Below are 24339 nucleotides of genomic sequence, written 5' to 3'. Positions count from 1 at the left end.
AAATACGCGCATGCGCGGTTTCGGCAAGGAGGCTGATTCACCACCCGGGAAAAAACGGACGACGACATGGTCATGGCTGGAGATTGTCTTTCTCGAGGGCGAGGCAAATCCTGATCCTTGTTCTTCGATGGTTGCCGAGTGCGGAAGTGGCGTTGTATGGGTCAACGAGCGCCGCCAGCTTGGGGTTTGCGGTACAAACACCAAAAGCAGGACAACGCGCTTCCTGACGACCGACGAACTGCTTGGCGATGCCCTCGGCAACTCCGAGCTACACGAACTTGGCCACATGATCGCTGACTTTCCCGACAACCGAAATGCGGGGAACAAGCCTGCGCCCAACCCTGTTTCTCGCCCGTCGCGTACGCGGAAAGCCAGCTCGGCTCGGTGAGCGCGGTACTCATCGCGCAGACTCCCGGTCACGGGTCGGTCTGCCACCGATGATCAGAAACTCACGTTCGCCGGCCGTCCGGTTGACCTTGCGAACCCACGGTCGCACCTCATTCGGACACGTCAGCTGCCCATCGATGGACTTCATCGCGTCGGCTCCGGTGTAGAATCGCTCCGGGTAAAATCCAGGAATTGCAGCTTCAAACATAGATACTCCACAGGTAAATGCGGAGCAGCCCCAGACGGGCTGCGTGCCCGCCCAGGGTGTTGAAAAAAAGTCGCCGACCGGTGAGGTCGGGCTTGCCAGCCAGTACGCCAGCAGGCACCGCTTAAACGGGAAAGCCCCAGCTTCCATAAGAGAAAGCCGGGGCATTTCAACGCATGAACACTCAGCGAATCACGAACACGACTTCGGTTGACTGATCGGATAGACAAGCACCCGACCGTCCGGGCAGATCGTGAAATCGCCCCGTTCACCTCTCGGGTTCTGGACAACAATCACCGGCCGCGGATTGGCCACATGCGCCTGTGGTTGGGCCGTACATGCGGATAGCGACGAACTACCTGCCGCGAGCAGCAGCATCAGAAGGTTTTGCATCGTGAGTTCCAAAAGAAAGGGAGGTGGCACCGCCTAAGCGGCGCGTGAATCGACAGGCTCGCTCGTGTGAACAGTCACCCACTTGCCGTCTACCAGAACGTCACGCATGAGCGTGCCGTTCAGGACATAGGTGTGAGTGGTGCCAGAGCGCGGCGAACAGGGACGAACCGATAGCGTTACCGCTTCGGCGCGTCGTTGAAGACTTCGAACAATTGACATGGCGTTCCTCGTTTGAAATAGAGCGAGAAAGCGCGCCTTGTGGGGAGCGTTTCCCCACAGGGTTGAAAAAATGACTGGTCACGCGGCGAGCGACTGAACGTCAATCACAGCATCGGCGTCGCTCACCAGGTCGGGTGTTTGCGAGATAAAAAACTCCCGCTCATACCCGCCCTGCTTCAGCACTTCCCGCTTCATCCGCATAAACTGCAGCTTGCGCTGCGGATCGAGCGGACCATCGGACTCGTCGCTAAAGAGCGTCTGATACGGCTGCCCGGCGTTCTGGGCCTGGTACAGCGCAATACCTCGTGTGAGGCATTCGTTGATCCAGACCTTCTGACCACCGGACATCACCGACACGGACTTCGTACTGTCGGCCTCGGCGTCGTGCACAAGGATCTCGAAACCTTCGCGCAGTTCGCCATTTGCAAGCGCGCGCTGTGTGCGGATTTCGACCGTGAAGCGCGTGCCGTAACAGGCAAGCAGCAGCCTGTTGACGGTGTCGGCCAGTGCGGGACCCGCGTCGTCGATCGTCAATGCAATAACGCCGTCGTTGCCGAGTCCTTTCGCGAGCAGCTTCCACTGCGCAATTTCATCGGAGAGCCGGTCGGCGCGCCGTTCCGTAGCAGAAAACCCGTTCAGGTCCGCCGCCAGTCCGTTGGCTTCGGCCTGCAGCACTGTCTGGGCGCGGATCGCACCTTCGATACTGCCCTCGAGCGCTGCAACTGCTTCACGATTCGCGGCCAGCTTCCGGTCGGTCTCTGCAATCGCGGCCGTCACGTCGACGGCTGCAAGCTGCTTCGATTCCTGCTGGATTCTGTTCATCTCCGCCGTCATACGCGCCTTCTCGGACTCGTGTCGGGCAGACCGCGCAGCAGCTTCGGTCGCAACGTCTCCCAATTCCGCGTTAGCGGTCTCAAGACCCGTTGCGGCAGCGTCGAGTAGTGGCTTGCTGGCAGCAAGTTCAGTCGCCGCCTGCAGATCACGCCTGGCGTCAGTTAGGGTACGGGCGACCGTATTAACCTCACTGCGCTTTGCAGCAAGCTCTGCGACCACCGGTGCAAGAAGATCGGCCTGTGCTTTCTTTTCGCGATACTGCGCACGAAGTTCGGCCACCGACACACGTTGCTCTTCTGCCTGCGATTTCGCCTGAAGCGCCTGACTGAGCAGCGGACACGTGGCATGCATGGCATGCCCCACGCACGGCACCTGATCGACGACTGCAGCCTGCTTCGTCAACGTCTCGAAGTGGGCGGCTTTCGTCTGACCCTGCGTCATGAGGCCCGAAATTGCAGTCTGAAGCGTCGCATGACTCACCTGCTTCCCTTCAAGATCCGCAATCACGCGCTGCAGAGGCTCCAGCTTTGCCTCTTCGCGACCGATCAGCAGTTGCGCTTCATCGCGCTTCGCCGCCGCTCCCAGTATCGCTTCCTTGCGGGCAAGCGTCACGCGTGTATCGGACCCGAAAATTCACTGTGCCTTCCTCTTGGCCTTCAACATAAGCGCAAGCTCGGCATGTACGTGGTCAGCGTCGTAGTACTCGTTATCGCGTCGCGCCTGCTCGCGCGAGGCAAGGCCACGCGCTACGAACTCCCGCTGCAGTCGTCGACGTGCCACGCCTTCGCGCAACGCTGCTTCCATGAATGCAGAAAGCGATTCGTTTTCGTGAAGAACATCTTCGGCGGCCTGACGCAGTTCGGGATCAACGCGCAGCGGCGGGATGGTGGCGGTTTTCATTTGCCTCTCCGGTATCGCAATTGCGATACATCATAGCACTTTGTCATCGGCGCCGGCCAATCCGTCAGATCGGCGGCCGAGGTGACTCTAGCCTAGACGGACCGTCAGCGGACCTCGTCCGTCCGACGACAATGTTCACGCGGCGACAAAGGGTACGTCTCGAGCCTCCCCAGATTTTGCACGCTGTCCCAATAGATGTTACAAATTACGTAATGATCACTACGATCGGAGAGGACCATACCGAAGTCGACCATGCGACGAGCAGATGTTCATCTTTTTGTCGTCCTTCGTTCGGATGTGCCGTGAAACAAATGCTGGGAACTGCAAGAAAGTGCCGAAGGACGGGGCTTTCGAGCAGACGCAAATTATTCAGTGATGTTTCACGGAGATTCGGCGCCATGTGGCCGTGAAGGCTCCGAACGCCTAGTCATAACCTGAGACGGGCGGACGGCGATACCTTAGGTGTGCGAAATTACTTGTCTTGCCGGGCTCCGTGCCAGCTATGTACTAAGCACGACCCAGGTCCCGCCGCGTTCGCAATTTCACAGCTCGAACGGGAACGGAGGTCCTGCGAGCGCTTCTCCACAGCTGCAACGCGGTGTTCCCGGACCGGAATGCTGATCGCGCCGACGACGTCGGCATGATGCACGCATATGCGCTCGTACAAAAGGCACTTCGCCAGCAGTATGCGATCATCGGTCGAGACATGCTAGCTGCGCGGGCAAGTCTGGCTCGTGTGATGCGCCGGCACGGCGATCAGCCAGCCACCGCTCCAGTCCAGCTTATATTCGAGTTGGCGTCGAAACTCGGCTCACCGTTGATCAGGGAATGAAAGTATTGAGGTCGGTCGTGGGCCCGAACATTCCTGCCCGGTTTCCCAACGCTACGGCAGCCGACTTCGACATCCTGCGCACATTCAACTGTTCGATAGACACGAGCGCGTGGTTCTTACTGACCGTGGCCGAAGCCTTGTGAAGGTAGTCGGGACGCGCATCGGCGATGCGGCCTGGACGCGCTGGATGAGCGCCTTCTGCTTCTTCCAGTTGCTACCGAACCTGACCTTACTGCTCAAACAAGGCTGAGCGAGTGCAAGGCGTTCTCGTGTCGCCGGAAACTGTTGAGCGCTGCAAGGTGCGAGCCGTCTGAGAGCGTGGCCTCCCACGTCGATGTCGATGGCCGACTTCGTCCGCTGAATAGGCTTCTTAACCTCGCACAGTGTCTGGATGGAGATCAACAATCCGCCGGCCGAGTGGCTGACCGTGGCGTTGCGTAGTTCGCCCGGCACGACGCGGCTCTTGCGGTCTGATCGAGCCTGATCCGCTGTGGATCAGGGCAGCGAAACTCGTCGTGCTGCCGCGCTTCATGGACTGCAGCAAGGCCCGCGTCTGTCGGAGAAGCTGCCCTAGAGCACGATGGAGATCGTTCAACGCCTCCTGCAATGGTGCTCCAGCGCATCCTTGAGGGCGAGGTACGCCCATTACCAGGACCCGGTTCGACTACACAGCGGTGGCGCTCGGTAGACTGGCGCTGACGGTGCTCATCGCAATGTTTGCGAATGTAGCCTGCCGTGGCTTCCTGAGAGGACTCGCACGCCGAGATTGACGCTGGAGGCCAGCGTGGGGCGCTCACCCTACTCCACGGCATCGAAGATCTGCCGTACGTCCGCGATTGCATCTTGTTCGCGGGCGGCGTCTCCCAACTCCCCAAGGCCACCATTGGAATTCCGCTGTTCACGATCCGCCCTAAACTTGGCCGGGGCTAACCGCAGCGCGCACTATCCAGACAAACGAGGTTTTGCTCTGCTGTTCTCGGCCCGCGTCACCACGGTCTACCTATCGCGGCCGCAGGGTGTCCAGATGTGGACACTTTTTGCGTGATTTAGTCTTGGGGACGACAAGACAGGCCTGCGTGCTCAAGCAAGCCGGTCTACATGATCGCGGTCCGACCGACCGGTAAATCCGTGACGATACATGTTCCTCGCGTCCGCTCTGCCAGGGAGGCGCCGCGCGTCACGTCTTAAGGCCACGCGTCATTTCCGCTTGGGCTTCCCGTTTGACGGTGTCCACATCTGGACAGCCACAAGACGGTTGTTCTGGCGTCGACGAAATCCTCTCTGGAAAGTTACGAGCGGTCACCAAAAGCCTCGGAGTAGTCGCACATCCGAGAGAGTGGCCTCCGGAGGGGCTTCGAAACCTATTTGTCGGCGCATACCTCCAGGAGGCGTGCAGGGACGTTCAAGCTATTCAGTGAATCGTCGCGGTCAGAAGTTGTCCAGATCTGGACACTCTTAACGGGGCACTCCCGGCACGCACCGGCCGCGAACAAAAAACCCGCTGGGAAGGCGGGTCCGATGGTCATTCACTCGGGGCGTATCGAGAACATCTTTCCGATGTACTCCCTGAGTTCGTGCTCCTGCTCTTCGGTCACGACGCCTGCTTTGAATTTGAACGTCAGACCTTTGACATCTTTGGTGATGCTACCGGCTTGAACCTTCCCCGCGAAGATTTTCAGGATACTCCGATCTCCGGCATCCGCTGTGGGGGCGCCCCGGATGACCGCCGCGCTTATTGCCGCGGCGACTTTGGTCTGAACCAGCTCACCGGAGACCACTCCAGGCCAGAGCTCCTCCAATGCCTTGATCGCGGCCTCACCACCTTTCTTCACCGCGAGAGCAATCTCGTGGGCAGTGGCGGCACTCAGGACCGAAGGCTTCAGATCAAGGTCTTTCTTTACGAAGTCGGGCAGGTCGTCGAACGACAGGAACCGATACAGGTCACTGCGCGATATCCCTATCACCTTGGCTAGCCGAGTCCGATTCGGAAACTCCGATTCGGCACGACGAACGGCGATCGCAATTTCGTAGTCTGACAGATCGTCGCGCGTGACGTTTTCCATCAGCGCCAGCGCGGCCATGTCCTCGTCCGTGCACTCGATGACCACCGCGCGAATGGCTTCCTTGTTGATCAGCTTGTGCGCACGCCAGCGGCGCTCGCCAGCCACCAGCTCAAACGTATCGCCGGCCCTGCGGACGACCACCGCCTGCAGCAGACCCGCCTCGGCAATTGAGCGCGCCAGTTCTGCTAGCTTGTCCTCATTGAACTGCCGCCGAGGCTGCCACGGATTTGGAACAATGGCGCCAAGCGCGATCTCCGACTCGACGCCCTGTCTCTCGAGCTCCTGAACCCGCAGTTGGGCGGCCGCCAAGGACGCAGTAATACCCGGCATCGTTTGGGAGACACGCGCGCTCCGGTCCTTTTCCTTCTTCTCGCCCTTGAAGTCCCCCGGTGTGGGCAGGTTGGCCGTCTTGGCCATCAACTGCTCGCGAATGTTGCCGCTCATGCTGCCTCCTTCCAGGTCTTGACGAACATGTCGTCGAGCCATTTCGCGTATTGCACCATCGGCTGCTTGACGCGCTGAAGTGACTTCGCGGTCGAATGCGAGCTGACGACATCGAGCGCGGTCGAGAACGACAGGGCGCCGCCGCTCATCACCGAGCTGGCCGGAATTTCAAACGGGTCAAGCCAGCGACCGTAGGCTGTCTGCGCCCATTGCCGCACCACCGGCGCCGACGATGTTTTCCCGTAGTCCACCTTTGACAACAGTATGGAGATGAACTCGTAGACCTTGTCCTCTTCATAGGGCAGGAAGTCTTCAGCCACGTCCGAAAACAGACGCCAGAATGCCAAGGAGCTGATGAAGTCCAGGTTCTCGGGAATCATGGGCATCACCAGCGCGTCGGCAGCGAGCAGCGCATTCAGATTCATGTAGGACAACGATGGCGACGTGTCAATCAAGACGTAGTCATACTGCGACCGCAGCGGTTCAAGCCCTTGGCGCAATACCGACCAGAACCGATAACCCTGAATCGTCTTCTGGCGCGCCGGAAGAAGGAATTCCGCGCCATATAGAAACGTGTGCCCCGGAATGATGTCGAGTCCATCCCAGTACGTCGACTGGACTTTGGCACCAAGGCCACCCTCCACTTTTTGGTCGTAGATGTACGGCAGGACCGTGTCGTCGCCGGTGATTTCCTTTTCAGCATAGAGACCGCACAGCTCAGACGCAGACGCCTGCGGGTCAAGGTCAATCAGCAGGACCTTTCGACCTAGCAGCGTCAAGGCTTGGGCTAGACACACGGTGGTGGTCGTCTTTGCAGATCCCCCCTTAAGCTGCGCCGTCGTAAGCACTTTTCCACGGAAGGTTCCATCTGCCTCCCCCACAGCCGTCTGGTAAATATCCGACGCCATCCTGACCCAGGTGCGCACTTCAGCCAAGGTGAAGGTCCGACTGCGGCCGGTTCCATTGAGGGTTCCCGCGGGAAGCCCTGAATCGTCCTTCGTTACCAGATACTGAATCTGCTGCCGGGACAAACTGCACATCTCGGCCAGCTCACTAATCGTATAAATAGGCGCGACCTTGCGCGGCCGCGGCGCTAGGATCTGTTCCCGAAGATTGTCCGTGAAGGGCTCGAGGTTATTAGCGAAATCTGCTACTTCACGAAGCGTTACTTTCCTGCTTTCCAACGGTAGGGTGGCTACGGCATCCATTCTGCGCTTCTCCTTGGTTTTGACCACGAAGCGCAGAATACACGATTCCGCGTAAACAAGGATGTGTTAATCGCAAATTCTAGCTTTCAAGTCAGAAAACCCTCTAAGTATTTGATTTCTGTTGTTTTACTCGCAGCGCTGGCGATCGATGATTTGAGCGACGAACGAGTGGGAATGGATCCCTCAAATGTAAAGGCAGCGGATTGCGCACAAAAACCGCCCCAAGGACTGTTTTTGTGCGCAATCCGCATGGCCCTAAAAACTCCATCCTTTCAATAAGTTAAACGGTGTGGCGACGGAAGGAAGCGCCGCTTTTCCTGATTTCTGCGCTCTGTTTGTCTGGTTTTTGTAAACATAAACTCACAAACTCACATACAGTGATCAAAAAATCCTTTTATTTCAACAAAATTCCGTGTGGTCAGGGACGGTTATTGGGCGCCCGGGGACGGTTTTTGTGCGCGAGTGGACGGAAATTGGGACGCATCAGCTGCTAGTTGGGGCCCCCGGGGTGGAAATTGGGCGACTGGGTTGGTTATTGTGCTGGGTCGGCTGCGGTTAGGTGGGCGTTTTTATGGTGGATTGCCTTTGCAGACAGGGGGCGGTTTTTGTGTTGACAGGCGTCAACCGGCTGATACAGTGCCGGGAGTCTTGGTCGGTCCAACGAATGGAAAATCAGATCCTTCCTGCTACCCCGTATCAGCTTGCCTTGGACATCTACGACGACATGTCCGGCAAAGACACGCCGATACATCGCGCAGACCAGGACATTGGTTTTCTGCGCAACAACATCTTCACACGCGTACGAGGCCTTGGCATCGCTGCTCGGCGCGTGCTCGATGCCGCGTACTACATCGTGGCCAGCAAAGCGCCCGAGGACCTGGTCGACGATAAGGTCTACACCTTCTCCGCGGACATCAACTTCTTCAAATTCCTGATGAAGTATGACAGCCGCAATCACAGTCATCTCGTCGCGCAGATGCGGGCGGCGGCCCAAGCCCGCATGGAAATTATGACGGCGCCGTCCATCGAGGAACTGACGGAAAAAGATTCTTGGGGGACCATTGGCCTGCTGGGTGACTGCTATATCGAACGCAACGTTGTTTGCATCCTGCTATCAGGACGTGTGATCCGGTATCTCATCAGCCCGTATAAAGCACACTGGTTAAGCCTCCGCGCCGCGGCCAAGCTCACGCTTTCCCTTGCGCGCGCGATCTACGACCGGCTTATCCCGTGCGAAGGTAACGGGGTAACAGAGTGGTTCGCCTACGAAGACGTACTGGAGTGGCCCGGGAAAGTGGGGGAGTCGCGCAAGGATCTGAAAGAGTTCAAGAAACACTTCTTGGCGCCCGCCATCGAACAGCTGAACACCGAATCCGATTTTGACGTTAGCTGGGAGCCAAACGCCGAACGCGTTTCGGCCGACAAGCTGCGGATTCGGTTCCGCTTTCGCAAGAAGCAGGGCGCTGACGCCGCGCGCGCTGGTATCTCGGACGACACATACCTCCTGCTTCTCAACGACTTTGCATTCGACCCGCCGGATTTTGAACGGCTGGCAGCCAACCGGCATACATGGACGAACGAGCGCCTCGAGCAGGCACTCGAGTACACCCGGCACCAGCTCATCCGGGGCAAGATCACGAGCAGCCCGAAGGGGTACTTGTTTAAGGCACTCCAAGGCAATTACCGGATCGGCGAAGCGGACCGGCAAATGATCGCGATCCAGACCAGGCAGCGAGAGGCAGATCGCGCCGAAGCTCGCACCCGGGACGCGACGGAAGCGACGCTGAAGGCCACGCTCCAAGCTCAGGCTGACCAAGCCACCGCAAAGCGAAATGAAGAAATTCTGGCTGGCCGCGAATTCTTCGAAGCTGCCGAGGGCCCAGTGCGCAAGGAGCTGTTCCAGTCTTTCATTAGCCAACTGCTTCAGCAGCGGCTCATGACCCGCGTGGGAGTCGCTCGCGAAACCCTCACTCCCGATAACATTCTGACGGTGAATCGAGTGGTCGCCGACGCTTTTGGTTCCCATGTCTTCGTTAAGATGAGGAAAGCCATGGCAGCGAGCCGGCTGGCATCCGCCCGATAGCCACGCTCTTCCTCCATCAGGTAGCAGCTTCGGAGTTTCGCCCCGTCGAGCCGCCGGCAACCCGGCTACCAGAATTTGTGCCTCGCTACCATGTTGCGCTTCATCCGAGCGTTCGGCAGTAATTCGGCACTAGGCCTGAGAGCGTGCAAAATCTGGGGAGGCTCGAGACGTACCCTTTGTCGCCGCGTGAACATTGTCGTCGGACGGACGAGGTCCGCTGACGGTCCGTCTAGGCTAGAGTCACCTCGGCCGCCGATCTGACGGATTGGCCGGCGCCGATGACAAAGTGCTATGATGTATCGCAATTGCGATACCGGAGAGGCAAATGAAAACCGCCACCATCCCGCCGCTGCGCGTTGATCCCGAACTGCGTCAGGCCGCCGAAGATGTTCTTCACGAAAACGAATCGCTTTCTGCATTCATGGAAGCAGCGTTGCGCGAAGGCGTGGCACGTCGACGACTGCAGCGGGAGTTCGTAGCGCGTGGCCTTGCCTCGCGCGAGCAGGCGCGACGCGATAACGAGTACTACGACGCTGACCACGTACATGCCGAGCTTGCGCTTATGTTGAAGGCCAAGAGGAAGGCACAGTGAATTTTCGGGTCCGATACACGCGTGACGCTCGAGACGACCTTAAGAGACTTTATGCGTTTTTGTTGGAACGTGACGAGAATGCCGCGGTACGCGCGCTGGAGGCGATCGACAAGGCTGCCGAACTGCTTCGTGATTTCCCGTTCACATGCCGCAAGGTCGACGAGGCCAATCCGTTTTTGCGTGAGCTCGTCATATCGTTTGGCGGCTCCGGCTATGTTGCGTTGTTCGAGATCGAAGGGACGGCAGATGCCGGCGTCGGCGAGGACCAGGCCGAAGCGAGCCGGTACGTTACGATCCTCGCCGTTCGCCACCAGCGCGAAGACGACTACCACTAGGCGAAAGGGTCCAAAATGACAGCGGAGCTATGACTTCGCTGGACGGATACGCGGGAACCCTGCCATCTGGCGATTCGCCTGACGGGAATCGGCCTCCCCAGATTTTGCACGCTCTCCTAGGCCCAGCAAGCTAGGCATTTGGGCCGTTGCGCGTTTTCAACCTACTATGTAGAGCGTCAACTGTTAAGTCCAGCGTGACGAAATAATTGTCGCCGCCCACTACTATGGTAGCTCGCAGCAGCCGTTCACTCGGCATGCACCTTAGGCCCACACACCCCATCTCCGCGAGTCAATCTTCGCTCGTGGTGGATTTCGGATCGTATAGGGCACGTGTCAAAATGCTCAATCATGAAAGTTGGGCATCTTAGTTTCCGCAACAGGTAGGTCGATGTTCGCGAGACGGCCGCGGGATTATTATCGTGCGATGTACTGCGTTCCGCATCGAGCTTGGAGCATCCAAGGCTCCGTGTACACGAACCCTTAGGCTCAAACGTGCTTTACTCAAACCTCGTGCTTGAACTGCGCGGTCGGTGTGGTGTATTGCAATTTTGCGAATAGAGTCTGTCCGTTCAGCGTATCGGCGCCCCTTTAGAAATCAAATAAGCCCTCCGCTCACCTGCGAGTGGAGCTAATCGGCCGCGCCCGACGAATCACTGCAAGTACTCGCCGCCTCGTGGCGGGCATCTAGGTGAAGTACTTCGCTACCCGAACAATCCGCCATTTTTGACATCGTCCGATTGCGCAACCAGGTAGCGCTCAATGATCGTGGCATTTCGGGTAGCGCCTAGCCCGCAGAGCCGAGATGGGGCGCGAATGAACTACGGAAAATAAGACACATAGATTCTCTGTCGATTGCTGCAGTTACGGCTGCGCGAACCAACGAAGACCTGAGGGAAACGGCGAACGGTGATTGATCGCTTGCCTTTTCCCGCGTGTGTTCGCTGGAAAGCACGCCTCAGCGTGTCGCATCCGACACGGGCCGTCCAGCTTCGAAAAGGAGACCCTAATGCGTCTACGCCCCTCGACGTGTGCTGTGTTGTGCACGAGCGCGCCGGACAGATAGCCTCGAAACAGCCGGCCTGAATCCAGCGTTGCGTCTGCTGGTAGACCAGTTTCCAGGGCGGAAAGTCATTTGGCAACAAACGCCATGGTGCACCCGCGCGTACGATCCAGCGCAGCGCGTTGAACATCTCGCGCAGTTCGTAACGGCGTTGCGGTGCGTCCTTGTTCATCAAGGTCAGGTACGGAGCGGCGAAGTACCATTCTTCGTCCGACACATCCGTTGGGTATGTGGAGCGGCCCCCTGAATCGCCGGACACAGTTTCCCACTTAAAATAGCGGGTAGGCATACGACTGTGTTTTTGACTAACAACAAACAAGAAGTGATGGAAGTGTTGACGGGACCGGAACGCCGGCGGCGGTGGTCAGCGGAAGAGAAGCTGGCGATGGTGAGAGAGAGTTTCGAGCCGGGCAAGTCGGTCTCGATGGTTGCACGCCAGCACGGCGTGAATCCGAAACAGCTGTTTCACTGGCGCAAGCTGTATCAGGATGGCAGCCTGTCGGCTGTCAGTGCCGGCGAGGAAGTCGTACCAGCGTCGGAGCTGAGCGATGCGCTGAAGCAAATCAGGGAACTCCAGCGACTGCTCGGCAAAAAGACAATGGAGAACGAGATTCTCCGTGATGCGGTGGAGGTGGCGCAGTCGCGAAAATGGATTGCGCGCTCACCCTCATTGCCGGGGGACGAGCAGTGAAGCAGGTCTGCGACGTTCTCAGTGTAGCGCGCTCAAACGTGGCGGCAAGGCTTGCACGTCCAGCCGACTGGCAGGATGGACGCAGCGCCAGGAAGATGGACGATGCCGGGCTGCTCGAAGAAATACGGCTGACCATCACTGACCTGCCGAGCTATGGTTATCGCCGGGTCTGGGGTATGTTGCGTCGGCAGCGGGAGAACCAGAGCGCGGCCCCCGTCAATGCCAAACGGGTGTACCGGGTAATGCGCGTTCACGGCCTCCTGCTACAGCGCAAAGCGCTCCCTCCACGACCGCAGCGCCGGCATGATGGCAAGGTCGCGGTGGCGAAAAGCAACCAGCGCTGGTGCTCGGACGGCTTTGAGTTTCGTTGCGACAATGGTGAGCCGCTGCGTGTCACGTTCGCTCTGGATTGCTGTGACCGTGAAGCGATGAGCTGGGTGGCGACAACTGGTGGCCACAGTGGCGACGTGGTGCGTGACGTCATGCTAGCAGCCGTCGAGAAGCGCTTTGGCAACGTCCCGAAGGCACCGGCTGAAATTGAATGGCTGACGGACAACGGCTCAGGCTACACGGCGGAGAAAACCAGGACCTTTGCGTCTGACATTGGTTTGAAACCGTTGACCACACCGGTGTGCAGCCCGCAAAGTAACGGCATGGCAGAAAGCTTCGTGAAAACGATGAAGCGTGACTATGTCGCCTTCATGCCGAAGCCAGATGCCGCAACCGCAGCGCGCAATCTCGCCGTCGCGTTCGAGCATTACAACGAGCAGCACCCTCATAGCGCGCTGAAGTACCGCTCGCCACGCGAGTTCAGGCGCAGGACCGATTCATCAACTCAAGTGTGAGGCGGTGTCTGGAGGTACAGGGGCAAATCCACTTCCGCAGCCCCTCCATAGTATCTATGCGAATATTGCTTGCGCACCCTGTACCACGTCTGCGACGCGAAAATCCGCGGTACGCTCGCGCATGCGCCGAAGCGCTGCGAGTGTGATTGCCTTGCGTACGAGCGCGTCGGCGTCGGCGATAGTCCGGCCAGCCAGCAGCCTGATCATCTGTACAACGGCTCCGGGCTCCACTTTCCACGCACCATTCAGTTTGCCGGCGAGAATCGCTCGTACGTAAGCAGCCATCGCCTCGTTTGTTGGAACATCGAACAGGATCTTTTCCTCGAAGCGGCCGCTACGCAACGCGGCCGGGTCAATTCGCTCTCCATAGTTTGTTGCACCGATGAAAATCACATCGGGCATACCGCTGGCAGCGCCATCGAGCGTGACGAGGATTTTTTCGGTCAACATTCCATGACTGGTATATCGACGATCCTGCAGGATTCCATCCACCTCATCGATAAAGATCACACATGGACGGATATCGCACGCTTCGCGATACAACCTGTCCCATGACCTTGGGTCCGAAATGATGTCTGCACCAGTTATATTAAGGAATGCGAAGTTACTAGATTTGGCTAAGGCCATTGCGGCGTGTGATTTACCGGTGCCGGGACGACCAACAAACAGGACGCCGCGCGGAAGTGTCGAGCCGAGCTTCTCAAGATTTTCAGTTTCCCTCATGCGGTAAGCCAGATTGCGTAGCGCACCGCAGGATGTATCGGGCATGATGATTTCGCAAATATCTTTGACTCCCTCTGGCAGATGCCCCTTGCGCCCCTGGAGCAGACGCATCGCTTTCATGCCGATCTCGAACGTCACCGGCCCCGTGAATTTCGCGTCGCGATGCATCTCGCGCAATTGACCTCCCAGTGCGGTGAGCCTAGCGGCACTGAATCCTTCCCACCGCCGGGCGAGCGCGGACACCGGCTCGCGCTGTGCAAATCCGTCACCCAGTTCCTCAGTGATTGAGCGCCAGAGAAGCGAAATGCGGGCGGCGAGGTCCGGCGCCGGAATCTCGATCTTATAGTCGAACCTCCCCTCGCGTGTGCCTGATCCGTCCAAATGATCGAGGAAGTTTGTTGCTGCGACGAGGATCACCTTCGAGCCGCGCAATCCGACGATCTCGGTGAGCATCACATTGGTCAGATCGCGGTCCATGCTATGCACGTTGCCATCGCGCGGCTTGATGAAGGAGTCGATCTCGTCGATGAAGAGTAGACAACTCCCGATCCGGCGTGCCTCAATGAAAACTGCCTTGACCTTTGCAGGCGTTTCGTTGACCCATTTCGACGCGGTATCGCCATAGCTGATGGAAAGAAAGGGAACGTTGAGCTGGCCCGCCAATCCTTCTGCCAGCAGCGTCTTGCCGTTGCCCGCTTCGCCGTATAGCAGGATGCCGTTCTTGCGTTTTTTTGAAGTGCCTTCAAGGATTTCTTGAGCCGTACGGAACAGGCGCGATTTCGTATCCTGCATGCCAACGAGAGCGGAGAAGTTGTGCCGCGGTTTGCGCACGTTCTCACTGAAATCCCAGGTGGGCGTAGTCACCTGCTGAGCCGGCTCCGCACGAGGCTTCTGCATGGGCGCCGGCTGTGGCGCAGGAGCAGGCATAACCGGTAACTCTCGCGCTGGAGGTACTTCTTTTGCAGGAGCCGCCTGCGTGGAGCGTGCCTCTGATGCCCGCTTTTCGTGTGCTACCACCGGCACGCACTGTGGGGTGATTTTCATCTCCAGCGGGATGATGACGCGCGTGCCGTCGACAATCATCCTGGCAGGAGTCCGACGCTGATGCAGGCGCCAGAGCTTGAAGGATGCCGCAGCAATGGCTGCAATGGCAGCAATACTCCAGGCCGTGAATGTAAGGGCCACGAGCATCATGCCGTTCGCAAGTACGATGAACGCGATCCAGGTCCAGCCGCGCACGTTCTGGTTCGGAAGCCAGACCAGCGATGCCGCAACCAGCGTTGCAACCGCAGCGGCAGGGATGTGGACGGAACCATGCTGAAACAGTGTGCGCCATTCGTGACTCAGGAAAGCGAAACACAGGAAAACAATTGTGGCACGGCCAACGATCGGTAATACTAAATATAAGTTTTTCATGACAAATTCCAGGAGAAGAGTTCCGGGCGACACGAAGTTTGCCGTCCGGGGTCATTCCATTGCAGTGTGTGCCCCGTCTCTCGCGATGCAAGTCGACTGCGAGCAGCGGAAACGCCACGGGTCACGTTTAACGGGCGGCCTCGTGTCGCCAGAAGCGTACCCGCACGTGGACGCGCCTGCGCCGGATGCGGCGCCGTTTCAATCGGCAAACCGGAGCGCGCTTTCTTCGGGTTTCACGCCTGTGCACGTGGCGCAGCGTTGACAGCCGCCCTTTCAGGGGAACCGTCAGGCGGGCGAGCCAAAGCTGGATAACTTCGATGGGGACCTCGTCGGGTATGTAGATCGTCATCCGTCGGCTCGAGATGCGAGTCACGGAGCTCCCATTTGGTTTGAAAGTAAACCGGCGAATTTTCATTAATGGACTCAGGAAGGCGTTATCTATCGATTCGGAGTTGCGGTGCGCTTACTTCCTGTCGCGACGGCGTATCCACTTGGCGAGCCTGATGAGGGGATCAAGGACGTCGAAAAAAAAGCCACGCGCCTCATCGACAGCGATTTTCCAGAGCCTGCTTTTTTTGTTCATTGATGTGCACTCCAAATTTAAATGTTAACGCAGCGTTCGCCCACTTCGGGCCGCCTGCACTGTCCAGCGAGAGCGAAACCGTACCCGCTGACTGCGGCGGTTGGCCCGTCACACAATTCCACGATTGGCGTTGGTGACTGATTCAGCTTCTCACGGGATTCTCGGAGCGCAAGTCGCACCGGGCGAACGACCCGGGATACAGCAGTGCGTAAAAGGAAGAGGGGGCTGGTTCCGTAACACGCCATCAGTGAGGAGCAACCGAATTCTTCATGCATTGCCTCCGGGAAGCCGATCGGTTGCACGAATGGTCACGCCGGAACGTCAGCGACAGCGCCGGCCAGACGTGATAGCGGGACAGGCTGAATACACAAGTGAGTTCGCCACGGGCAACCGCATGAAGCGTGCTCATCCGTTTGGTCGATGTTCAAACCGCGGGTCGCGATGGTGACGTCACGCGATGGGGGCGCTCAAGCTCGTGTCACAAAGGCCGTGAGGTTCCGTCCCGGGAGACGAAAATGGAAACGGTGCGACGGCAAGGTTGCCGTCCATGGGATGTGGTTACCTTCAGGAGAAAGCGCACACGTTGCATGTGCGCTGGTCAGTACGTAACGTGCCCCTTCCGTCCTAGTTTATCGGGGCGAAATGCGCCACAACCCCCGGGCTCGCACGTGAGCGACCACGGCTCGCTTATGGAAGTTAGAGCCCCCGCATTGGGCCCGGGGGGGATTAACGCGATCGAGCGACACTCGGGTGATTGGTTTTCGACTCGGCGATCGATCATCGCCGGGTGGAAAAGAAGGCCTCATGCTCGACGTCGTTTGTCCCATCGCGACCTCTGCGCGTGCAGTTCAGGTCTTGCCTGCACTGGAAGGGGCGTCTTTCACTTCCGCTGTTCCTGATCGTCCATTCCCGGGTCGCTACTGCCGTCGCGCCCGGAGTGACTAGGTGCGTCAGTCGTTTTCTTGCGGACCTTGCGAAGCGGTCCGGCGAGTACGGTCACGTGTTCGGGGAACGGGACGGTTGCAGGCTGCATGGCCTGTTCACGTGTGGCGTCGGCGATCCGTCGCAGGCGTGCGCGAAGCTCTTCCGATGTCTCGTCGGGGTGCGGGGTGGGATGCTTTTGTTTTCGTCTTTTCATTGCAGGCTCCTGTAAAGGAATGTCGCCCGGAACTCGATTCGCACGTCTTACCTGAGATACAGACCTGCTTGCGGCGTGGTGCCGGCCGGTTGACTCCCCATATTAGCTGCGGCCAGTTCAAGGGCAAGGTGTATGCAAACTTCACACACCAACATCGGTGAGCGGCGAGTGCGGCGCGTCCGCCAGCACCGCCTGTGTGCTGAACTTGCAGTCGTGAGGCAGGCGGCACGTCTGCCCCAACAAGTCGCGAGTTCCAGGGAGCATCGGTCCCAGGGGCGCGATTGGGTGACGAGATCGATATGTTCAGCGGTCTTGCCTTTGCTGTCGCCTGGAAGCTCGCTAGATGAACAGACGTCGCTGCTCAACAGCAAGGATTGAGACGCAAGACCTGTTCTGTCTTGCCGAGTCATTCACATCGATATGCCGCCGACCTTTTTGATTCGAATCCGCATGGGTATCGAATCAACGGCCATTGAACATGTGCCGCATTGTCCGGATCCCGGACCCGGACCATGACGGAGATCGGATCAAAATTCGGCGCTGACAAGAAATGCCGTCCGCAGGTCCCGCAGCCTTCCCCAGAAATGACGTGACGAAGTAGGGCGGCACGGAACTCCAGGATGAAGCGGTTATTCCTGCCACAGCAGATCAAGCGTGACGCCTTTCCTGCCGATCTCGCGATGCACCGTCGGCCAGTCCGGCATGCCGCGCGTTGGCTCGCGCCGCGCCGGCGGCGGATACAGCCTCGCCTCGAGCGACGCGTCGTCCGTCAGCAGTTCCGCTGGCAGCGGCCAGCCCAGCCCTGCCAGCCGCGTGCGGCGCAGGTAATGCCACACCGTTGTTTTCGAGGCGCCGACCGCGTCGGCGATCTCCCTCTGGTTGCGGTCGCACTCGAAATGCAGCCGCAGCACTTCCCTGATTTTGCGCATGGTCAACCTGACATTTGCCATTCGGCACTCCCGACAAAACCGTCGATCGTTCCACCGTTGACCCGCGTCGCCGCCACCCCGAATTCCTGTTCGCGATGGCGTGGAAACCCTGTTCTTTTTGCCGGGGAATCGGCATTAACTTTGCCGTGGAATTCGTGTTCTTTTTGCCGTCGAATTCCTGTTCACTTTGGCGTGGAATATTCAACGGGGCCCAAATCGCGCTGCTCAAGGTCGGTTATCGTGCAAATGGGCGTTAATTTAAGAGCGTTTTCCCAAAAAAAATTTCGGACTGCTGTCGGCGAGTGAACCAGAAAATACCGTTAGCCACGTCGTTCCCGCTCCGAATTCCCGTTTTCGCCGCAAAACCGCGCCGTAAGTCATTGAATTTTCAATGGGTGGCTGTCTCAGTCTGAGACTGGGAGTCCGCTGAATTGCGCGCACGTTTCCAGCTTGTCGAGGAGAAGAGCAGGCCGGCTACAGGGGGAAAACGAGGGGGTGCGAAAAACGGTGAGGGTGCGTAGTCGGGCCCGGTTCCGCACTCAGAGAGGGCGATGCGTGATGAAGACGAACTGGCAAAACGCGATAACGGTGAGAGCGGCAACACCAACTAACTGCGTCACCGCGAGCCAGTCCGCCGCGAAGTTCTTAAGCCGGTACGCGATCCGCTCCTTGCGATAGCGTAGCCGATCCCATAGCGGCGAGCCTTCCTCCGGCTGCGCTGGCGCCATATAGCCCCTCTGAGATGCCTCCGCCAATCTGGCGCCAGCCTCACGCGCCTGCGCACCGAGCGCAACCCCGAGGTCCGCAACGAGTTGGACAACCTGCGGTTCCATCACTTGCCAAAGGTCGCCCTGGATCTCATGGCGTACCCTCTTCGGATCGGGCAAGCGTGCCTCAAGGGCCTTCACGGTCTCGATCAGGGCCTCTTGCCGTGCACGTTGTTCCGCAAGTTCCGTGGTGTTCTTTTCGAGCGCCTCGTAGGTTTCGGCGAGTTTCGCGGTGACCGGCACCAGCAGGCCGGTCGCCACGCCAATTTTTTCACCCAAGGAGCCATCTAGTTCCCGCAGGCCAATCACGACCCGATTGACACGCCTTAACTGGTACACGTAGCGCATCGATTCGGCCGTTACGGGCGCCAGGTCATCGTCGGGGAATAATTCCACTGGGGGAAATTTATGGATCATCGTTTGGGCTGGATATCGAGTTCCTTGTAGGCGTGCTCGAAGTACTCCTCCATGCTTGCTGCCAGCGCCTGGGCGAGGGCCTTACGGCTCAGCGTAATCGCAGTAGCATCGTCGCCCTCAAGGTCGGCCGTGGTAATCAACGGGTCGTAACCAGTCCTGTCGTTGAGGGCCTCCTTAAAGGTCTGGCCACTCTCATGAAGAGCGCGAAACAGGCCGTGATCCGGCAAGTAGCAATTTTCGTTGAGCGGGAAATTGGGATTCGCCCGCTTGTATGCGAAAAGGACAGGGAACTGCTGATGAATCGCACGATCACGGGCGCCGATGGTCGCCTTGTTGAGTACGAAGCGGAACCTGTCCGTGGGCATACCGAGTCTGCAAAGGGTCTCGTACGTGCCGATGGCTTCCTCCTGACCACGGCGACTTGTGTCCGTAACGATAACAACATAGTTGAACGGCCGCGCCATATTCGCGGCGGCCATCTGCTGCACAAACGTGGTGAAGTCAGAGGCGCCGAGGTCCACGACGATCGGCTCACTCGTCCGCAACATCTCGACCCGCATCTCATGGAGATCGGCGGCAAATATGGCCTCGACCTCGGCCCCATATTGCTTCGCATCCTGGTTTACTGAGTCAACCGAGAAAAGCCGTCCGCCGAGGCGAGGGTGCAACACGTTCGCCGAGACGGTACTTTTTCCGGTCATTCCGACCTGACCTGTAACAAGGATCGCGATCTTGCCCGCTAACGTCTTTGCTACGGCTTGAGCCGTCACCTCATTGGGTCGCTGCTGGACTTCACTCATCTTTCTTTCCCTTTTCGTTGAATTACTGCGTGTCTGGCTTTGTGCGTGGCCGCCGGCCCCACCTGAGGGCATACTCTTCCTCGATAAATCTACGGTCGTTAGGGTCGAACTTCTTTATAACGTCTGGCCCAGGTGCAATCGCACTGGACTCGGGTGTGCTTATTTTCGAACCCCACGTTTCGTCTTTGCTGGGAAATGTTGAGGTAACAGGGGCGTCATTCGCTGCGGCCGCCGGACTCGGGTCCTGTTCAAAGGATCTCGATAGCAAGTCTTGTGTCGCGCTATCGATTGTTGGATCGGTTGCGAGGAAGGCTGCGTCCTTTAGCTGGGCCCTCACCATTGGACGGGTTGCAACCTCCTGACCGCCCGCGTCGGTCTGGAACGTCGAATTTTCGGTGTCCTTGCTTGTAGCCTGCTGCTGCCGTGCTCCGCTCGCCCGTTCCACTCGGAGCTTTTTCGTGAACGTACGGACAGTATTTTCACAGACCTTGAGATTGCGCACCTCCACGAGGTAGCGCCAGACCATGTACGCGCTGAACCCCTTCGCTATCAAGTCGCGGATGAGGTCCTCGTGGACCTGCAGCTTTGATCTGGGAGCCTTCTTCCGCAAGAACACTTCAGGATCGAGCGCAGCACTTTCAGACATAACTGTGATCTCAAATTTCATTTAAGTGGCCGCGAGCGATACCAGCGGCGACACGACGAGCTGACACATCCAATCGCCTCTCTGCGGCTTCGGCGCGCTTCCGTTCGCATCGCCTTTGGGGACCGGATCGCTCCCCGGGATCGCGCCTTGTCTGCGCCCATCTACGCCATGGGCTACTGGCACACGCCAGTTCCTCGTGCACGCTCAACCCCCACACGCTGGCTCGACCAGTGCCTCAATCGGTACCGCAATGGGTACCTCAATCACTACCTCAACCGTTACCTGAGTATGCCGCTAAATACAGCAACCCCTACCTCAACCTACGTCAACGTACCTCAATGAGTGCAGCAAACGTCCGCAAACTACCTCAACATACCCCTACGAGTACCTCAAGCTACCTAAAACTAGGGCAGACTACCTAAGGGACTACCGCAAAATGCCTCAGTAGCGAACAACGAGTAGTTTCTGCGGTCCGCGGGACTGCAAACCCGTGAGAGTCATATCTTTTCACGCACCATTCGACTGAGTGGAGACAGCAATAAGGCCGGTTCCGGTGGCTAGTGTCGGTTCTCTCACGGCTTCTGCGATCGATTGGATTCGTTGAAACGTCCCCGATCCTGCAGATCGAAGGGTCTCCGAGGACTACCAACCACTTGCGCACATTCATGCGATGTGCTTAACTTCTGCCCAGCGAGTCGATTGGACACCTCCACCGGCCGCACGGAACAGCCAAGCCGCCACTGCGGCAGCCCGAACTCTCGCGAGAGGGCACCCCAAGAGATCGTTGAAATGTCACGGTCTCAATGAAAACAGAAGTGCCAAACGCCTCACGGCGTTTTTTTAAAAACTCAGTCGGATCCGAGATCTATCCGAGACTGAGGTAAGGCGGAATCCTTACCGGATGCGGCTTCCGGAGCGGTACCCGAAACTTACCGAAGACTTTTGGAAAATCGGATTCGCACATCAAATCCCCGCACCAAGAAGCCTTTGCCGTCCACACGACGGGCCGCTGACTCATCGCTAAGCGACAGACAGGCGGAGGGCTACCCCTACCCGGCACACGGGCAGGGCACATGAACCCAGGTACGCGCGCTACCTTCACCCAGGCCATCACGGCAATGGGATGCGCGTCGGTTCGTCTCCACCGCTACAAAAGGAGTCCACGCCGAGCTTAGGCTCGGTAACCCGGCACCCGTAAGGACCGGGCGGATTGGCTGAAACTGGACTAAGAGCAGGCCCTCCGAAACGCATCTTCTAAAGACCCACCGAACTCACGGTCTAAGTCCACAACCGTTGTACGGGCAAGCTGGAGCCCGCGCCAATCTCTCCGGAGGCGGCGAAAGCTGAACCTGATGCGAGACAGGGACAGAGGCAGCGAGGAGGTAGAAGCGTGTCGTTGCCTCGGCAACGGCGAGTAGCTATCTCGCTTTAACTGTTGCCGTGACACCTACGAGAGAGTGCCCGGCTCACCAAAAACAGAGGTCAGCATGTCCAAGTTTGGAAAATTCTCGCCCGCTGCGCCAAAGAACGCGCGCCGCGGCCCGAATCACCTTGAAGGGCGGAAACGGGAGTTGCAGGATCTGATACCAGCCATCGCACGGGACGGGATTGCCGGCGTACGGCATGGTCTGAAATTGACCGTCGGCAAACTTGCGGAATTCAACGATCATGAGCCCGGTCATCGAGTTGAGCAGGGGCGCGTATTCTTTCTTCGGCGCACCGTATTGCTTCAAGGCGCAGTACTTGTCGTAATTCGCGGCGGAAAACAGGTTTATCGCGCAACACCGTGCGACGCTATCTGAGGAACGAGCAGGCAAGCCGTTATAGCCAGCGTGAGCCGCGAGCAACGAAGCTCGACCCGTTCAAGGACTATCTGCTGGAGCGCGTCGCCGCCGCGCGGCCGCACTGGATTCCGGCAACGGTTCTGCTACGCGAATTGCAGGAGGCGGGATACGAAGGTGGCATCAGTCAGCTCAAGGCGTTTCTGGTGCCCCACAAGCGTTCTGAAGCCGAGCCAGTGGTGCGCTTCGAGACCGCGCCCGGCAAGCAGATGCAAGCCGATTTCACGGTTATCCGGCGAGGACGCGAGCCATTGCTCGCGCTGGTCGCGACGATGGGTTACAGCCGCGCGAGCTTCGTTCGGTTCACCGCGCGTGAGGATGCCGCGACACTGTGCGAATGCCTACGTGAGGCGCTCGTCTACTTCGGCGGCACGCCGGAGCATGTGCTGTTCGACAACGCGAAGTCGGTGGTCATCGAGCGCGATGCATTCGGCGAAGGCGAGCATCGCTGGAACCCACAGCTGCTTGCGCTGGCTGAGACTTACGGCTTCACGCCGAAGGTGTGTCGCCCGTATCGCGCCAAGACCAAGGGCAAGGTCGAACGGTTCAACCGCTATCTGAAGGAGAGCTTCGTTGTGCCGCTTGCCGCGACGCTCAGGTCATCGGGCTTGAGGCTGGATGTAGAGGCCGCCAACGCGCATATCGGTCGATGGCTGGCGGAGGTTGCCAACACGCGCCGTCATGCGACGACGGGCGAGCGGCCGGCAGTGAGGCTTGCTGCCGAGCAGGCGGCGCTTCTGCCGTTGCCGGCGCAAGCACCTGCGCTTGCTGTGCCGGACAACCGTCGCGTGCTGCCGCGTGAGAGCCTGCAGCATCCGCTGGCGGTATACGACGCGTTGCTGGAGGTCGCAGCATGAATCTGCAACATGAACGGATTGCCGGACTGTGTGCACAGCTGAAGCTGGACTGCATCGCCACCGACTGGGCGCCGCTCGCACAACGCACTGCGACGACCGATTCGAGTATGGCCGATTTCCTTGAACAGCTTCTGCAAGCGGAGCTCGATGCGCGCGAGCAGCGCAAGCGTCAGGTGCTAACGAAGCTGGCGGCGCTGCCCGGCATCAAGACGCTGGAGCAATACGACTTCAGCTTCGCCAGCGGCGCACCGCGTGCTCAGATTCAGGAGCTGGCGAGTCTGGCGTTCATTGAGCGGGCCGAGAATGTCGTGCTGCTCGGGCCATCCGGGGTCGGCAAGACACACATTGCGACCTCGCTTGCGTACCGCGCGGCGCAGGCGGGCATCAAGACGCGGTTCATCACCGCCGCCGACCTGATGATGCAACTGGCCGCCGCCCGGCAGCAGAACCGCTTGCGGGAATTCTTCAATCGCGCGGTGATAGGACCGAGGCTGCTCGTCATCGATCCATGTGCAGCACGTCGTTATGTGCAGTCGGCCGCCTCGGCCACGGTGCACTCGGGCTTTGAGGCCGCAGTACTACACATAACTGGAACGAGCTACTGTGATTCTTCCGTTCACTTGAATGGGAGATTCACATGCTGGAATTTCTCTTTCCCCGCGATTGGCGGCGCTATGCTGCCGGCCCGCAAGGACCGCTAGTCCGCAATTTTTCGGCGTGGGTCGTCGAGCGTGGCTACACGCGCACTTGTGCGAAGCGTCACGTCCACCGTTTCCGTGAGGTTCTTACCTATAACCATGTCGCGGCTGGCGCCAGCCTCCCGATTACCTCGACTGCGCTGTCCCGCTGGTTCGCACCCTGGTCGCATGAGACGTTGTACCGCGCCACGCAGCGAGCGGCAACACGCTTCCTAACCGATCGAGGCCTCTTCGTTCCGGTCGCAAAGCCAAGCCGATTCGACCCACTCGTTTCGCAATACCGTTCGCACCTTATTGATCTGCGTGGACTGGGCGGATTCAACCGGTCGTTGCAACACTAGATTATTGAACAGATTTTAGGTATTCGTCCAAGGCCTCCGCAGGCGTCTTCCAGCCGAGTGTTTTCCGGGGCCTGGTATTCAATGTGTTAGCA

Annotated in this window: 18 protein-coding genes and 4 pseudogenes; 8 read left to right on the top strand and 14 right to left on the bottom strand. The window is 58.7% G+C overall.

Annotated elements, in window-relative coordinates; genetic code table 11:
- The first annotated feature begins 10 nt into the window (after positions 1-10).
- Positions 11-388, top strand: coding sequence for a hypothetical protein (locus HWY30_RS30725; RefSeq protein WP_143037318.1), 378 nt, complete (start codon positions 11-13; stop codon positions 386-388).
- Positions 389-784: 396 nt separating this feature from the next.
- Here HWY30_RS30725 and HWY30_RS30720 read toward each other — a convergent pair whose 3' ends face one another.
- The 6 genes and pseudogenes from HWY30_RS30720 to HWY30_RS30695 all read right to left on the bottom strand — a co-directional run bounded on the left by HWY30_RS30720 (position 785) and on the right by HWY30_RS30695 (position 7485).
- Positions 785-985 (bottom strand): YggN family protein, encoded by a 201-nt coding sequence (locus HWY30_RS30720; RefSeq protein ID WP_090812578.1) that lies wholly within the window; start codon positions 983-985, stop codon positions 785-787.
- A 297-nt stretch (positions 986-1282) separates the two neighbouring features.
- Positions 1283-2650 carry a coiled-coil domain-containing protein gene (locus tag HWY30_RS30715; RefSeq protein WP_244145073.1) on the bottom strand — a complete coding sequence of 456 codons (1368 nt, stop codon included), beginning with the start codon at positions 2648-2650 and terminating at the stop codon, positions 1283-1285.
- Positions 2651-2671: 21 nt separating this feature from the next.
- Positions 2672-2938 carry a YlcI/YnfO family protein gene (locus HWY30_RS30710; protein ID WP_090812055.1) on the bottom strand — a complete coding sequence of 89 codons (267 nt, stop codon included), beginning with the start codon at positions 2936-2938 and terminating at the stop codon, positions 2672-2674.
- 709 nt (positions 2939-3647) lie between these two features.
- A pseudogene (locus HWY30_RS43125) lies at positions 3648-3734 on the bottom strand (zinc ribbon domain-containing protein); the annotation flags it as partial.
- A gap of 1562 nt (positions 3735-5296) precedes the next feature.
- Entirely contained in the window at positions 5297-6277 is a 981-nt protein-coding gene (locus HWY30_RS30700) for a ParB/RepB/Spo0J family partition protein (protein ID WP_090812059.1), read from the bottom strand.
- Complete coding sequence (locus tag HWY30_RS30695) at positions 6274-7485, bottom strand: ParA family protein (protein WP_090812060.1); 1212 nt, start codon at positions 7483-7485, stop codon at positions 6274-6276. Before HWY30_RS30695 ends, HWY30_RS30700 begins: the two co-directional genes overlap by 4 nt.
- A gap of 664 nt (positions 7486-8149) precedes the next feature.
- Here HWY30_RS30695 and HWY30_RS30690 point away from each other — a divergent pair.
- The 3 genes from HWY30_RS30690 to HWY30_RS30680 all read left to right on the top strand — a co-directional run bounded on the left by HWY30_RS30690 (position 8150) and on the right by HWY30_RS30680 (position 10495).
- Positions 8150-9568: a replication initiation protein gene (locus HWY30_RS30690; RefSeq protein ID WP_090812579.1), complete on the top strand. Its 1419-nt coding sequence runs from the start codon at positions 8150-8152 to the stop codon at positions 9566-9568.
- 325 nt (positions 9569-9893) lie between these two features.
- On the top strand, positions 9894-10160 hold the full coding sequence (locus HWY30_RS30685; RefSeq protein WP_090812055.1) for a YlcI/YnfO family protein: 267 nt from the start codon (positions 9894-9896) through the stop codon (positions 10158-10160).
- Positions 10157-10495 carry a type II toxin-antitoxin system RelE/ParE family toxin gene (locus HWY30_RS30680; RefSeq protein WP_090812062.1) on the top strand — a complete coding sequence of 113 codons (339 nt, stop codon included), beginning with the start codon at positions 10157-10159 and terminating at the stop codon, positions 10493-10495. Before HWY30_RS30685 ends, HWY30_RS30680 begins: the two co-directional genes overlap by 4 nt.
- A gap of 1058 nt (positions 10496-11553) precedes the next feature.
- On the opposite strand, the pseudogene HWY30_RS30675 reads toward HWY30_RS30680, so the two are convergent.
- Positions 11554-11844: pseudogene (locus HWY30_RS30675) on the bottom strand (transposase); the annotation flags it as partial.
- Positions 11845-11880: 36 nt separating this feature from the next.
- Here HWY30_RS30675 and HWY30_RS30670 point away from each other — a divergent pair.
- Positions 11881-13091 (top strand): IS3 family transposase gene (locus tag HWY30_RS30670; protein ID WP_090812064.1). Its coding sequence is split into 2 segments (ribosomal slippage): positions 11881-12187 and positions 12187-13091, totalling 1212 coding nucleotides; the frame shifts between segments, so codons are not numbered across the junction.
- Positions 13092-13145: 54 nt separating this feature from the next.
- On the opposite strand, the gene HWY30_RS30665 is transcribed toward HWY30_RS30670, so the two are convergent.
- The gene (locus HWY30_RS30665; RefSeq protein WP_090812066.1) at positions 13146-15230 is read right to left on the bottom strand and encodes an AAA family ATPase; all 2085 of its coding nucleotides are present in this window, start codon (positions 15228-15230) and stop codon (positions 13146-13148) included.
- A gap of 457 nt (positions 15231-15687) precedes the next feature.
- On the opposite strand from HWY30_RS30665, the gene HWY30_RS42540 reads away from it, so the two are divergent.
- Complete coding sequence (locus HWY30_RS42540) at positions 15688-15816, top strand: hypothetical protein (RefSeq protein WP_279613313.1); 129 nt, start codon at positions 15688-15690, stop codon at positions 15814-15816.
- An 877-nt stretch (positions 15817-16693) separates the two neighbouring features.
- On the opposite strand, the gene HWY30_RS30660 is transcribed toward HWY30_RS42540, so the two are convergent.
- From HWY30_RS30660 to HWY30_RS30635, 6 genes and pseudogenes are all read right to left on the bottom strand, one after another.
- Positions 16694-16951 carry a hypothetical protein gene (locus HWY30_RS30660; RefSeq protein WP_090812068.1) on the bottom strand — a complete coding sequence of 86 codons (258 nt, stop codon included), beginning with the start codon at positions 16949-16951 and terminating at the stop codon, positions 16694-16696.
- A 632-nt stretch (positions 16952-17583) separates the two neighbouring features.
- Positions 17584-17901, bottom strand: a pseudogene (locus HWY30_RS30655) (sigma factor-like helix-turn-helix DNA-binding protein); the annotation flags it as partial.
- 518 nt (positions 17902-18419) lie between these two features.
- A complete protein-coding gene (locus HWY30_RS30650; protein WP_090812072.1) occupies positions 18420-19064 on the bottom strand; it encodes a hypothetical protein in 645 nt (214 codons plus the stop codon).
- Entirely contained in the window at positions 19061-19864 is an 804-nt protein-coding gene (locus HWY30_RS30645; protein ID WP_090812074.1) for a hypothetical protein, read from the bottom strand. Before HWY30_RS30645 ends, HWY30_RS30650 begins: the two co-directional genes overlap by 4 nt.
- Positions 19865-19886: 22 nt before the next feature.
- Entirely contained in the window at positions 19887-20531 is a 645-nt protein-coding gene (locus tag HWY30_RS30640) for a hypothetical protein (RefSeq protein ID WP_090812076.1), read from the bottom strand.
- 1445 nt (positions 20532-21976) lie between these two features.
- On the bottom strand, positions 21977-22243 hold the full coding sequence (locus tag HWY30_RS30635) for a hypothetical protein (RefSeq protein ID WP_090812077.1): 267 nt from the start codon (positions 22241-22243) through the stop codon (positions 21977-21979).
- Between HWY30_RS30635 and istA the strand changes: the two genes are divergently transcribed.
- Positions 22234-23208 (top strand): IS21 family transposase, encoded by a 975-nt coding sequence (gene istA / locus HWY30_RS30630; RefSeq protein ID WP_090812079.1) that lies wholly within the window; start codon positions 22234-22236, stop codon positions 23206-23208. The two genes, HWY30_RS30635 and istA, sit on opposite strands and share 10 nt — an antisense overlap.
- Positions 23205-23714, top strand: a pseudogene (locus tag HWY30_RS30625) (ATP-binding protein); the annotation flags it as partial. The gene istA and the pseudogene HWY30_RS30625, both read left to right, overlap by 4 nt.
- Positions 23715-24339 lie beyond the last annotated feature (625 nt).

This window comes from Paraburkholderia tuberum STM678 (assembly GCF_902833905.1).
GTDB classification, from domain to species: domain Bacteria; phylum Pseudomonadota; class Gammaproteobacteria; order Burkholderiales; family Burkholderiaceae; genus Paraburkholderia; species Paraburkholderia tuberum.
This window is presented reverse-complemented; position numbering and strand designations above follow the sequence as displayed.